This is a genomic window from Bifidobacterium sp. ESL1130 (assembly GCF_058507935.1).
In genome coordinates this window covers 689,262-702,556 of the sequence record NZ_CP196379.1, presented here as the reverse complement: position 1 = coordinate 702,556, position 13,295 = coordinate 689,262, and the positions used below count along the sequence as shown (strand labels likewise).

9 protein-coding genes are annotated in these 13,295 nt (G+C 58.4%); 2 read left to right on the top strand and 7 right to left on the bottom strand.

Annotation, left to right across the window (positions count from 1 at the left end):
* Window positions 1-19: 19 nt before the first annotated feature.
* Both ACSYSO_RS02695 and ACSYSO_RS02690 read right to left on the bottom strand, forming a co-directional pair.
* The gene (locus ACSYSO_RS02695) at window positions 20-2,542 is read right to left on the bottom strand and encodes a heavy metal translocating P-type ATPase (RefSeq protein WP_491701951.1); all 2,523 of its coding nucleotides are present in this window, start codon (window positions 2,540-2,542) and stop codon (window positions 20-22) included.
* Window positions 2,543-2,641: 99 nt separating this feature from the next.
* A complete protein-coding gene (locus tag ACSYSO_RS02690; protein ID WP_491701950.1) occupies window positions 2,642-3,031 on the bottom strand; it encodes a cupredoxin domain-containing protein in 390 nt (129 codons plus the stop codon).
* Between the two features lie 159 nt (window positions 3,032-3,190).
* On the opposite strand from ACSYSO_RS02690, the gene ilvD reads away from it, so the two are divergent.
* Complete coding sequence (gene ilvD / locus ACSYSO_RS02685) at window positions 3,191-5,050, top strand: dihydroxy-acid dehydratase (RefSeq protein WP_489798802.1); 1,860 nt, start codon at window positions 3,191-3,193, stop codon at window positions 5,048-5,050.
* A 211-nt stretch (window positions 5,051-5,261) separates the two neighbouring features.
* Here the strand turns inward: ilvD and gmk are convergent, their stop codons facing one another.
* A complete protein-coding gene (gene gmk, locus ACSYSO_RS02680) occupies window positions 5,262-5,885 on the bottom strand; it encodes a guanylate kinase (RefSeq protein ID WP_491702047.1) in 624 nt (207 codons plus the stop codon).
* A gap of 246 nt (window positions 5,886-6,131) precedes the next feature.
* Between gmk and ACSYSO_RS02675 the strand changes: the two genes are divergently transcribed.
* Window positions 6,132-6,767, top strand: coding sequence for an NAD(P)H-binding protein (locus ACSYSO_RS02675; RefSeq protein ID WP_491701949.1), 636 nt, complete (start codon window positions 6,132-6,134; stop codon window positions 6,765-6,767).
* Between the two features lie 390 nt (window positions 6,768-7,157).
* Here ACSYSO_RS02675 and carB read toward each other — a convergent pair whose 3' ends face one another.
* The 4 genes from carB to efp all read right to left on the bottom strand — a co-directional run bounded on the left by carB (window position 7,158) and on the right by efp (window position 13,249).
* On the bottom strand, window positions 7,158-10,529 hold the full coding sequence (carB, locus tag ACSYSO_RS02670; protein WP_491701948.1) for a carbamoyl-phosphate synthase large subunit: 3,372 nt from the start codon (window positions 10,527-10,529) through the stop codon (window positions 7,158-7,160).
* A 2-nt stretch (window positions 10,530-10,531) separates the two neighbouring features.
* On the bottom strand, window positions 10,532-11,764 hold the full coding sequence (gene carA, locus ACSYSO_RS02665; RefSeq protein ID WP_489798807.1) for a glutamine-hydrolyzing carbamoyl-phosphate synthase small subunit: 1,233 nt from the start codon (window positions 11,762-11,764) through the stop codon (window positions 10,532-10,534).
* A gap of 75 nt (window positions 11,765-11,839) precedes the next feature.
* Window positions 11,840-12,418 (bottom strand): transcription antitermination factor NusB, encoded by a 579-nt coding sequence (nusB, locus tag ACSYSO_RS02660; RefSeq protein ID WP_489798809.1) that lies wholly within the window; start codon window positions 12,416-12,418, stop codon window positions 11,840-11,842.
* Window positions 12,419-12,682: 264 nt separating this feature from the next.
* Entirely contained in the window at window positions 12,683-13,249 is a 567-nt protein-coding gene (gene efp / locus ACSYSO_RS02655; protein WP_489798811.1) for an elongation factor P, read from the bottom strand.
* Window positions 13,250-13,295: the final 46 nt, after the last annotated feature.

The window sequence follows — 13,295 nt, the reverse complement described above, 5'->3', positions numbered from 1 at the left end:
ACAGCGAACTCGGACGTGATCAGGCGGCGTATTTTGCCGGGTCGGCGGCAAAACTGTCGGCGCAGCCCTGAGCGCAGAAATAGTAGGTCTTGCCTTGGTATTCCTGGCTTGCGGCAGCGGTCTTGGGGTCGATCATCATGCCGCATACAGGGTCTTTGACAGTGCTTGTCTCAGTGTTCATGTTCATAGGAGTTCCTTTCTCGAACTGTTCTGATTGTTGGGATTGTTTGAGCGCCGATGCGTCGGATGACACGTCGGCACGTTGGAGCGAGGAGACCGGACCGGTGTCGCGAGCGCCACTGGCCACATTCCCATCATATTCGGAGCCTGCGGATTGCGATACACTCCGAGTACCGTCGGATTGCGCAGCGACCGCATGCCGCCCGCCGGTCGCCCCGGCTTGGCGTACATTCGCTTCGTCAAGCGTCCGCCGCCTGGCAAAAGCGAGGCGCCTGGGCGTTACGCTCGCTGGGTCGAAACGGTTGAGCCTGCTGGCGTTCAAGACCACTGACAGTGAAGAGAACGCCATGGCAGCACCTGCGATCATGGGACTGAGCGTCACATGGAAGAACGGGTACAGCACACCCGCCGCCACCGGTATGCCGATAGCGTTGTATCCGAATGCAAAGCCCAGGTTCTGCTTGATGTTGCGCATTGCGGCGCGAGAAAGGTCGACGCTGGTCACCACGCCCTGCAAGGAGCCGGAAACCAGCGTGATATCCGCGGCTTCAATGGCCACGTCGGTGCCGGTGCCGATGGCAAAACCAATGTCGGCCTGAGCCAATGCAGGCGCATCATTGATGCCGTCGCCAACCATGGCCACCATACGCCCCTGCCGCTGCAACCGTTCCACTTCAGCAGCCTTGCGTTCCGGCTTCACGCCAGCCACCACACTGGTGACACCGACTTGATCCGCCACGGCGTGCGCAGTGCGTTCGTTGTCTCCGGTCAACATGACCACGTCAATGCCGCGGTCCATCAGCGACCGTACCGCCTGAGCCGAATCCGTTTTGACGGTATCCGCCACGCTCAGCACGGCCACCGTCCGCCCGTCAAGGGACAGCAGCACCGGAGTCTCTCCACGTTCAGCGCTCTGCCGCATCACCTGTTCAACATGGCTGGAAACTCCCGCATCGGCTCCCTGTTCGATCAGTTCCGCGTTGCCAATCGTCACACGCCGTCCGTCAACCCGCGCAGCTACTCCACCACCGGGAATGGCTTCGAATGATTCCGCCTGCTGAATCTGCAGACCACGTTCCTGCGCGGCGACCAGCACAGCCTGGGCGAGCGGATGTTCAGAACGCTGCTCAGCAGATGCGGCAATACGCAACACTTCATCCTCGCTCAATCTTTCGCCATTCGCACCGTCGCCCAGTCCCCAGTCGCCGAGCACCTGCACACCCACCAATCGTGGTTTTCCTTGGGTGATGGTGCCGGTTTTGTCAAACACTATGGTGTCGATGCCGCGCACAGTCTCAAGAGCAGCAGCCGAACGGATAAGCACACCGAACCGTGCAGCCTTGCCCGTAGAGATAGTGACGGATAGCGGCGTGGCAAGACCGAGAGCGCAAGGGCAGGCGATGACCAGCACCGCCACCGCAGCCACCAACCCGTGCACCCCTTGCGGCGCAGGTCCCCATATCCACCAGACCACAAACGTCCAAATGGCAATGAGCATGACTCCCGGCACAAAATAGCCGGAAATGCGATCCGCCAACCGCTGGATGGGCGCTTTTGAGGTCTGAGCGGCACGCACCAAAACGATGATTTGCGCCAGCATCGTTTCCTCGCCCACCTTGGTAGCTCGGTACGTGAATGATCCCGTGCCGTTCATGGTGGCTCCGGTCACCTCGCTGCCAATTGTCTTCTCTACCGGCATGGGTTCTCCGGAAATCATCGATTCATCGACGCTGGACTCGCCTTCCAACACCACACCGTCCACCGGCAGCTGCTCGCCGGGGCGAATAAGGATGACGTCCCCCACTGCGACTTGATCAATAGGTACCTCGAGCGGTGCGTCATCGCGCAGCACACGAGCGCGTTTCGGCTTCAGCCCGATAAGCGCGCGAATGGAGTCCCCGGTGCCCAGCCTGGCATAAGCCTCCATCAACTGGCCGACAAGCATGAGGGTGATGATGGTTCCCACAGTTTCAAAATACGGTTCCCGAGCGTCAGCCGGCAGTATGCCCGGAGCAACCATTACCACCACGCTGTAACCGTAGGACGCAGCCGTGCCGAGCGCTACCAACGAGTTCATTTCGGGGGAACGATGCGCGAGCGCCAGCCAGCCGGTGCGGTGGATAGGCCAGCCGGAATAGAACATGACCGGGGTGACAAGCGCGAACTGCACCCATGGGTTGAGGAAGAAACGAATGATGACGTCCGATATCCAGCCGTGCATCCACATATGGAACATAGCGAAGACGAAAACGGGAAGCGTACATACGACAGCTACGAGGAGACGGCGTTTGAGTACCGCTATCTCGCGACGCCGTTCGCTGTCATCACCTGTGACCGATGGCTGAGAACCCTCTGATTTCATACTGCAACGCCCCATTTCCACATCTTAGACAATCCCAAGCACCCACCTGGAACCGTCACATCTTGATACATCCTGATACATCTGAACTCGCCTATGCCGTCACTGCTCAGGCAGGACCTTGACCATGCCGTGCAGCATGTTCATACCGCAGGCATAGGGCAGGTCGCCCTCGTGGGTCGGCGTAAATTCGACCACGGTCTTTTGGAACGCCGGCAGCGTCCGATCGATTCCCAGATCGGAGAACACGACGTGCGACGAACACTCGCCATCCTCCTGACGGTCGAATTCCAACCGAACCGGAGTTCCGGCATGCACTTCCACCGTCTGCGGCGTATAACCGCCTTTCACTACAATGCGGGCAGTCTGCACGCCGCCTTGACGTTGCGCCTGTTCAGAGCGGCGAGGCGCAAAGAAATACCACACTATGAACACTGTGAGCAGCAGCGCCGCCACAACCACCACCGTATTGCCAATCACTTGCACTGCCATAATCACCTCATTCCATCCGTCCCAATCAACAATACTATACCCCCCAGGGGTATTCAAGGGCAAGCGGTTCCCACCCTCTTTCCGCAACAACACGCCCCACACACGTCCACTATGCGGGCGCAGCCGGCGCGCAGCAACGATGTACGCTACATTGAAATCATGCAAATGCGCTCACATAACATCATGACCGGCCGTATGTTCGCCGGCGCCCGAGCACTCTATCGCGCCGCAGGCGTGGCAGGAGACGACTTGGGCCGCAAACCCATCGTCGCCATCGCCAACTCGTTCTCCGAGTTCGTTCCCGGGCACGTCCACCTCAACAAGGTAGGACGCTTGGTGTCCAAGGCTGTTAAAGAGGCCGGCGGCATTCCGCGCGAATTCAACACCATCGCCGTGGACGACGGCATCGCCATGGGCCACACCGGCATGCTGTACTCACTGCCAAGCCGCGACATCATCGCCGATGCCATCGAATATTCCGTCAACGCGCATTGCGCCGACGCACTCGTATGCATTTCCAACTGCGATAAAATCACTCCGGGCATGCTCATGGCTGCGCTTCGCCTCAACATCCCCACCATCTTCGTCTCCGGCGGCCCCATGGAAGCCGGAAGCACCGAACTGTCAGACGGCAGCGAACTGACCACCGATCTCATCGACGTGATGTACGCCTCCGCCGACGACAATGTCTCCGACGAGGACCTGCTCGCCTATGAGAAGACCGTGTGCCCCACCTGCGGGTCGTGCGCCGGCATGTTCACCGCCAACTCCATGAACTGCCTAACGGAAGCCTTGGGACTGGCACTGCCGGGAAATGGAACCACGCTGGCCTCACACGGCTACCGCAAGCAGCTCTTCGAGCGCGCCGGACACCAAATTGTCACTCTGGCCCACCGCTATTACGACGAAGATGACGACTCCGTTCTGCCGCGCAATATCGCCACGAAGCACGCCTTCGAGAACGCCATGACCATGGACGTGGCCATGGGCGGATCAACCAATACCGTGCTGCACATCCTAGCCGCCGCCCAGAGCGCCGACGTAGACTTCACACTCGACGACATCGAACGCATCAGCCACACTGTGCCCTGCATCTGCAAAGCCAGCCCTTCCGGTGATTGGGAAATCACCGACGTGCATCGGGCCGGAGGCATCTGCGGTATCCTTGGCGAACTGGATCGCGCCGGCAAACTCCACCAAGACGTGCATTCCGTAGACTATCCCAGTCTGCAAGCCAAGCTCGCCGATTGGGACATCATGCGCGAAACCTGCCTGCCGGAAGCCAAAGAGTTCTATCGCGCAGCTCCGGGTCATATCACCTCCCCCGAGCCGTTCACCCACGAGACGCTCGCGGACGGACTGGACACCGACCGCGTGCACGGTGCCATCAACGACATCGATCACCCAGCAGTCAAGGAGGGCGGTCTGGCGATTCTGCGCGGCAATCTCGCTCCGGACGGCTGTGTGGTCAAAACCGCCGGCGTGCCTGAGAACATTTGGAAGTTCCACGGTCCGGCGCGCATCGTCGAGTCTCAGGAGCAGGCCGTCGAGGTCATTCTGGGCGACAAACTCAAGAAGGGCGAGGCTCTGGTCATCCGCTATGAAGGCCCCAAGGGCGGCCCCGGTATGCAAGAGATGCTCTACCCCACCTCGTTCGTCAAAGGCAAAGGCATCGGCAAAGATGTGGCGCTCATTACCGACGGCCGCTATTCCGGTGGTTCCTCAGGACTGTCCATCGGCCACGTAGCACCGGAAGCCGCCAACAAGGGCCCCATCGCCCTGATTCGCGACGGCGATATGATTGACATCGACATTCCTGCTCGCACCATCAACGTGGAATTGAGCGACGAACAGTTCGCCGAGCGCCGCCGGGAACTGGAGGCCGGCGACGGCTACGTGGCTCACCGCGACCGCAAGGTCTCTCAAGCCCTCAAGGCTTACGCCGCATTTGCTCGGTCTGCCGACAAGGGCGCCACACGCGACCCCGAGCTCATCAATCAGCTCAGCGGTTTGGCATAAGCTGAGGCGCAGCATAACGCAAGAGGAGGGTTTCCATATGGTATGGATACCCTCCTACTCTATGTGGTAGCAGCTTCTACCTACCGGTATTGGGGAATGTAGGGCATCGCCAAATCGGCACCGTGGCCGGTTCACTAGGCCATCACCGGCAGGCATAACGGCCGCAGCTTAAGTAGACCGCAACTCACTATTCCTCAATCTATTTCCCAGTCTATTCCTCAATGCCATACTCTTGTGCGATAATGCTCCACAATTCGTCGGCCGCATGCTCAACGGTGTCGTTAGTGATGACGACATCGAATTCCGGTTCGGCCGCCATCTCAACTTTGGCAGTTTCCAGGCGCCGCGCCTGCTGCTCCTCACTCTCAGTTCCTCGACCAACCAAACGGCGTACCAACTCGTCATAGCTGGGTGGAGCCACAAACACGGAGACAATCTCGAGGTTCAACTCTGCAGCCCGCTGCCGCACTCGCCGCGCACCTTGCAAGTCAATCTCTAAAATCGTAGGAATGTTCTGCGCCAAATGGTCAAGCACCGGCTGCAACGGCGTGCCATAACGCGCCATGCCGTGCACAGTGGCAGTTTCCAAGAACCAGCCTTCGCGTTCTTTCTCGAGGAACTCCGGTTCGCTCATAAACCAGTAGGTTTTACCGTTCTCTTCCCCGGGGCGAGGCGCGCGCGTGGTTCCAGACACCGATACCCACACCTGCGGGTGCGACGCGCGCAGCTGAGCCTCGACCGTGCCTTTACCCACGGCGGTCGGCCCGCTCAGCACAATAAGCCTCCCCCGAGGCTGCGCACCCATCTGTCCGGCACCTTGCATCGGCTGTTCCATCTCACTCACCCGTTCCTGCTTTCCATACCAATTGTTGAACTCAAGTCTACAAATTACAAGGAATAAACGCCCCGCATGACACACCCATTGCAATGCCTGCTCCGGCAGACGCATTTATCCATCCTCGACGCGCATTCCCTTATGACACACTCCCTCCAATTCGCTCTCTTGACTTCGAGTGCGCTTAAAGAGTTAAAGTGGAATATCTGAACCATTCATCATGCATTCGCCATGGGAGGAAAGCATATGACCAATATCATCATCTTGGGCGCGTACGGGCAGATTGCCAGACTGGTACGCCAACGTCTGCTGCTCGAAACCGACGCCCACCTCACCTTGTACTTGCGCGATTCCACGCGCATTGACGATGCCGATCCGTCACGCGAAACCGTCGTCGAAGGCGACGTGAACGATTACGCTACGCTCGTTGCAGCCATGCAAGGCCAGGATGTGGTCTACGCCAATCTTGGAGGACAGTTCGAACCAATGGTGGCCAACATTGTCAAAGCCATGGACGAGACCGGCGTAAAACGACTCATTCATGTGACCGGCCTCGGCCTGTACTTTGAAGTTCCCGGTGAGTTTGGACGCTGGGTCGAGGAAAGCTGCGGCAAGGCAGTGATGGACGATACCCGACGTGCCGCAGCCATCATTGAAGACTCCGACCTGAACTACACCATCATTCGCGCCGCCTACATGGACAACGAAGACGACACAAACTATGAGCTGACGCAGAAGGGCGGGCCATTCCGCGGCACCACTATTTCACGTGCCTCGATTGCCGACTACATCATGCGTCTGGTAGCTGATCCGACGCTCGACAACCATGCCAGTGTAGGCATTGATCGCCCAGGCACCGACGGCGACCGACCCATGTGGTGAGCCTTACGCACGCCAACAACCACCATAACTGACAGCTGCAGCAGCGGTCACCGCAAGCCCTCCTACCCACTGAGTTCGTTCAGTAGGGACACATACGCACAAACGCGCAAACCTGAATAGTGAAAATGGCTTGATACCAACAGCGCATAATAAGCAATCATCCCAATATTGCTCAAAACGTCCCTATTGAATGACTCTGCACGATAAAAAGGACTTCAACAACCCTGTATGAAGGTTATTGAAGTCCTTTTTCGTTCCGTGAGTACTTTTCCACGAGTCTTGGCGATAGCCTGATATGAGCAACGTTGAAAACTCGCCATTCTCATATTCGCTAATACGCAATACTCCGGTCAAAGTACTCACGGAATGAAACACGGTGCATCACTGCGTCTACTGCTGCCCGGCAAAGAGGTGGGCGGCATGCTCCTGGATACTCATCACCTGGTAGTCATCGGCCTTCACTGCCTCAATGGCCAGCAGCACCGCAAGAAACTCGGTGACCGTGGTGAACTGAGGCACATCCGCAATCACCGCCGCAGCACGAATGGCATAACCGTCTGAGCGCGAGTCGCGACTGGACGGCGTGTTGAGCACCATATCGATCTTTCCGTCCTCAATCATCTGCACCGGGTTTTGCCCGATGGCATCTGCCCCGTACCGTTCGCGCAACGCACGCTCAGCCTCGATCGAAGAGGAAATCTTGCTCACCACCTTCGATTCGATGCCGTATCGTTGCAGCACGGAGGCGGTGCCTTCAGTGCAGCATAGCGTGAAACCGAGCTCCTGCAAACGCACCGCGATAAGAGGCAGCTGTCGTTTGTCAGCGTCCGCCACCGACAGGAACACATTGCCCGTGACCGGCAGACCACCCGGGTAGGCAGCCAGCTGACTCTTGGCAAAGGCATGAGGGAAGTCCCGGTCGAAGCCCATCACCTCGCCAGTGGAATGCATCTCCGGCCCCAGCAGCGTGTCGACAGAACGACCGGCCTGAGTACGGAACCGCTTGAACGGCAGTACAGATTGCTTGACCGCCACCTGCTGACCATCATGCATGGTGCCTCCGTCGCCTTGAGGCAACAGCAGACCACGCCGGCGCTGATCGGCGACAGACTCCCCCACCATGATGCGCGAAGCCGCCTTGGCGAGCGCCACACCGGTGGCCTTGGACGCAAAGGGAATGGTACGTGAAGCACGCGGATTGGCTTCGATCACATAGAGTGTATTGGCCATGTACGCGAACTGCACATTAAGCACACCTTGCACACCGCAGCCTTGGGCTATGGCGAGGGTGGCGGCACGCAGACGTTCGATTTGATCGTCGGAAAGCGTGCTCGGAGGTAGCGTGCAAGCGGCGTCTCCAGAGTGCACACCAGCCTCCTCCACGTGTTCCATGATGCCGCCGATGTAGAGTTCAGTGCCGTCGTAGAGCGCGTCCACGTCAATTTCGATGGCATCTTGGAGGAACTTGTCGATGAGCAACGGCGAAGGCAGCCTGCCTGAGACAACCGTATCCGACTGGGCTTGCGCCAGGGCACGATTCACATAGGTTTGCAGCTGGGCATCGTCGTAGACGATTTCCATACCACGTCCGCCCAGCACATAGCTGGGGCGCACCAAAACGGGATAGCCGATATCGTGGGCGGCCTTTCGCGCTTCGTCGAGGCTCAGTGCCGTGCCGTACCGCGGCGCATTGAGACCCTCCCTGCGCAGTACCTCACCGAACAGTTCACGGTTTTCCGCCAGGTCGATGGACTCCGGGCTGGTACCCAAAATCGGAACGCCAGCGGCCTTGAGTCGTGCCGCCAAAGAGAGCGGTGTTTGACCGCCGAGCTGCACGACAACACCTTTGACCGGCCCAAGCTGCAGCTCTGCCTCGTAGATTTCCATCACGTCTTCGAAGGTGAGCGGCTCGAAGTAGAGCCTGTCGGACATGTCGTAATCAGTGGAGACAGTTTCGGGATTGCAGTTGACCATGATGGTGTCAAAGTCTTGCCCCAGCTCCTGCACCGCATGCACGCACGTGTAGTCGAACTCGATGCCTTGTCCAATACGGTTGGGACCGGATCCCAAAATAATGACGGCTTCACGTTTGCGTTGTTCCAGCTCGCTCTCATCGGCGTAGCAGGAGTAGTAGTACGGTGTGGCCGCGTCGAATTCGGCGGCGCATGTGTCGACGGTCTTGTAGACCGGGCGCAACCCGTAGCGTTGACGCAACTGGCGAATCGTCTCCTCGCCTTCGTCGCCCAAGTAGCGCAGATGGGCGATCTGGAGGTCGGAGAGGCCGGCGCGTTTGGCTTGCCTCAGCAATGCCGGGGAAAGCGTTTCGGTGTAGCGCACTTCAATGGCGGTTCGGTTGATGAGCGCGAACTGGTTGAGGAACCATGGGTCGATCTTCGTGGCATCAAAGAGCTGTTCGACACTCGCCCCGCCCCATAGCGCGCGTTGGATCTGCAAGTACCGGTGCTCGGTGGGAGTACGCATCTGCTCGAGCAACTGCGCCACTTCCGCCTCGTCAGGTTTTGGCCCATCCCAGGAGAAGCCCATATGGCGTTTGTCTATGGACCGCATGGCTTTGCCCAATGCCTCCTGGAAGTTGCCGCCCAACGCCATCGCTTCTCCCACCGACTTCATGGAAGTGGTGAGCGTGGGATCAGCCTCCGGGAATTTCTCGAAGGTGAAGCGCGGCACTTTGGCCACCACATAGTCGATGACCGGTTCGAAGCTGGCCGGTGTGGAACGGGTGATGTCGTTGTCGATTTCGTCGAGCGTATAGCCCAAGGCCAGTTTGGCTGCGATCTTGGCGATGGGGAAACCGGTGGCTTTGGAGGCCAAAGCCGACGACCTGGAAACGCGCGGGTTCATTTCGATGACGATGATGCGGCCGTTGACAGGGTTGATGGCGAACTGAATGTTGCAGCCGCCCGTGTCGACCCCCACACCGCGGATGATGGCGATGCCGATGTCTCGCATGCGCTGATATTCCCGGTCCGTCAGAGTGAATGTAGGAGCCACAGTGATCGAATCGCCGGTATGCACGCCCACCGGATCAACGTTCTCGATGGGACATACGACCACTACGTTGTCGTTGCGGTCGCGCATCAGTTCAAGCTCGTACTCCTTCCAACCTTCGATGCCTTCTTCGATAAGCACTTCGTCAGTAGGTGAATCGTGCAGGCCGGCACCCGCGATGCGGTGCAGTTCGTCTTTGTCATGAGCGATGCCCGAGCCCAGGCCGCCCATGGTGAAGCTGGGGCGCACCACCACCGGGTATCCGCCCAGACGTTCCACCACGGCGTCCACTTCCTCCATGGTGTGCGCTACGTCGGAACGGGCAGATTCGGCTCCGGCCGCCTCGACGACCTGCTTAAACTGTTCGCGGTCTTCACCGCGGTCGATCGCCTCGAGCGAAGCCCCGATGAGTTCCACATGGTACTTGTCGAGAATGCCTTGCTCCCCCAACGCTTTAGCAGCGTTCAGCGCAGTTTGTCCGCCAAGAGTCGGCAGCAGCGCATCAGGCCGTTCCTTGGCTATGATGCGTTCAAGGATGGCCGTGTCAATGGGCTCGATGTAGGTGGCATCGGCCATCTCCGGATCGGTCATGATGGTGGCCGGGTTCGAGTTGACGAGGATGACCCTTACGCCTTCCTCGCGCAGCACCCGGCAAGCCTGAGTGCCGGAATAGTCGAATTCTGCCGCCTGCCCGATGACGATCGGACCGGAGCCGATCACCATGACCGACGAAATATCACTTCTCTTAGGCATCGTTACTCCCCTTGGTGTTCCGCACCGTTGGACTGGCCGTCCATAAGCGCGACGAATCGGTCGAACAGATATGAGGCATCGTGTGGACCTGCGGCAGCCTCAGGATGATACTGAACAGAAAGGGCCGGAATGTCTAAACATTCCAGCCCTTCCACGACATTGTCGTTCAAATCAACGTGGGAAACACGAACTCTGCCGTAACGCCCATCGGCGAACGGCGCATCCACATCCTCACCAATCGGTGCATCCACGGCGAACCCGTGATTATGCGCCGTAATTTCGACTTTGCCGGTACGCAGGTTCTTCACCGGCTGGTTCACACCGCGATGCCCGAATTTGAGCTTGTACGTGCCAAAGCCCAATGCGCGGCCCAACAGCTGGTTGCCGAAGCAAATACCAAAAAACGGCAAGCGCGCGTCAAGCACCTGGCGCAACAATGCCACTTCACGGTCGGCGGTGCTTGGATCTCCTGGGCCGTTCGAGAAGAACACACCATCGGGGTTGAGCCGTTCGATGTCTTCCATAGTGGAACTGGCAGGCAACACGTGCACACGGCAGCCACGCTCAGCCAGACGATGTGGCGTCATTGCTTTGATGCCCATATCCAAGGCAGCTACAGTGTGCAGGGGCTCTTTGCCCTCCCATTGCCCGGCAGGCTCGACCGTATATGGCTGCGAGCAGCTCACTTCGTCGCTCAGATTGGCGCCTGCCATGCCAGGCGACTGGCGCACCACCTCAACCAGCGATTCCACCGAACGCTCATTACCGTTGGAATCCAGGCGCACACGGCCAGAAAAAACGCCGGCCCGCATAACGCCTGCCTGCCGCAGATGTCGTGTGAGTCGGCGAGTGTCGATACCTGAAATACCAACAATTCCTTGTTTTGCCAATTGGTCTTCCAACGGGTCTTGCGCCCTCCAATTACTGACGCATGGGCTGGGTTCACGAACCACATACCCAGCCACCCATATGCTTGGCGACTCTTCGTCTTCCCTGTTCACACCGGTATTGCCGATGTGAGGAAACGTCTGTACCACAATCTGACGGTCATAGCTAGGATCGCTCAGAGTCTCCTGATAGCCGGTCATGCCGGTGTTGAAAACAATTTCTCCAGTTACTTGGCCTACCGCACCGTAAGCGTTCCCGGTGTACACTTCGCCATCTTCAAGTACGAGCAAAGCATCCATTGGGGAACGACTTCCAGCTGCAGTGGCGTTGGTGTCGTGATAACTCACCTATACCCCTTTTCACAGCGGACATTCTGGTCTAGTGTAGCGAGGTGCTGCGATTTCGCTCACAGTGACGGAGTTTCAGTCGCTATCCGACTGGCTCTCATCGTCGCTGCTCCAGTCCATCGGCTTGCCGTCTCCCCTACCGGAAACGCCGCCGGAGGTAAGGAACCCGGGAGCGGTCGGCGCGTGGAGCGCCGCTTCTTGGCGACGCTGTGCCTCACGTTCCTGCTCTGCCTTGGCTATACGTTCCAGTGCTGCATCCTTGTCGTTACTCAGCGCGCTGAGCAGACCGTGAATGAAGGCTGGAGATTCGTCGTCGCACAGCGACTTGGCCAAGCCAAGAGCCTCATCAATGGCCACACGGTCCGGAACTTCGGCATTGAACAGTATCTCCCAAGCGGCCACTCGCAAAATATTGCGATCAACCACCGCCATACGTTCCAGGCTCCACTTTGTCGAATGCTCGTCGAGCGCATCGTCGATGTCATCTTCATGCTCGGCAACACCGCGCACAATGTCAATGGCATACTGCGGCAGCGGGGTCTGCGCCCCTGGCTGAGCGATGCGTTCCTCGAGCAATGAGACGATGTCCTGATCTTTCTCATCCGCCTCGTACAGTGTGTTCAGCGCCCGCTTGCGCGCAGTGGAACGTGCCATGTCACCTCTACCTCTTAAAAATGCGTGTAAACAATGTTTCCCATGAGCCACCCGGCTCACGGGAAACGATATGCGCGAGTGCGTCGCGCGCAAATACTGTTGTGTGACAGTTGCACACCAACATTGCTCTACCGGCCGATCTCACGTTTGTACGTACGAGACGCAAAACGCATCAGCAACAGATAAGATTCGAAGTGCAGCCGTACAACGGCATTTCCTTCAGCAACCTGTTCCTGCACCGGCAGCAAGTGCGATATGCCTCAATCAGCTGTTTTCGCGGCCCAGGTATGAACCGTCGCGCGTATCAACCTTTACCTTCTCACCTTCGCCGACGAAGAGCGGCACCTGAATCTCAGCACCGGTCTCGACCGTTGCTGGCTTGGTACCTGCGTTGGAACGGTTGCCCTGCACGCCAGGCTCTGTAGCGGTGACCGTGAGCACCACTGAAGCCGGGAGTTCAACGCTCAGAGGGGTGCCGTCGTGGAAGCTGACGATGCAATCCGTGCCTTCCAGCAGGAACTTGGCCTGATCGGCGACGAGGGTCTTGGGGATGTTGACCTGATCGTAGGTCGTCATGTCCATGAAAACGAAGTTATCGCCTTCGTCGTACGAATACTGGAGCGTACGGTTGTCGACAGTCTCGAACTCCATCTTCATGCCGGCGTTGAAGGTCTTGTCCACAATCTTGCCCGTCAGCACGTTCTTGATGGTGGTACGCACGAAAGCCGGGCCTTTGCCAGGCTTGACGTGCTGGAACTTCGTGACGGTCCACAGCTGGCCGTCGAGATTCAGAACAGAACCGTTCTTGATGTCATTACTAGTCTGTGCCACGTTTATTCACCTTAACAATCTCGGGGGAACCGAAGAAGCCGTCCCC

Bases quoted from the DNA above. Each gene is read 5' to 3' on its own strand.
- ACSYSO_RS02695 (WP_491701951.1), bottom strand. From the start codon at position 2,542: ATGAAATCAGAGGGTTCTCAGCCATCGGTCACAGGTGATGACAGCGAA.
- ACSYSO_RS02690 (WP_491701950.1), bottom strand. From the start codon at position 3,031: ATGGCAGTGCAAGTGATTGGCAATACGGTGGTGGTTGTGGCGGCGCTG.
- ilvD (WP_489798802.1), top strand. From the start codon at position 3,191: ATGCAAATGCGCTCACATAACATCATGACCGGCCGTATGTTCGCCGGC.
- gmk (WP_491702047.1), bottom strand. From the start codon at position 5,885: ATGGAACAGCCGATGCAAGGTGCCGGACAGATGGGTGCGCAGCCTCGG.
- ACSYSO_RS02675 (WP_491701949.1), top strand. From the start codon at position 6,132: ATGACCAATATCATCATCTTGGGCGCGTACGGGCAGATTGCCAGACTG.
- carB (WP_491701948.1), bottom strand. From the start codon at position 10,529: ATGCCTAAGAGAAGTGATATTTCGTCGGTCATGGTGATCGGCTCCGGT.
- nusB (WP_489798809.1), bottom strand. From the start codon at position 12,418: ATGGCACGTTCCACTGCGCGCAAGCGGGCGCTGAACACACTGTACGAG.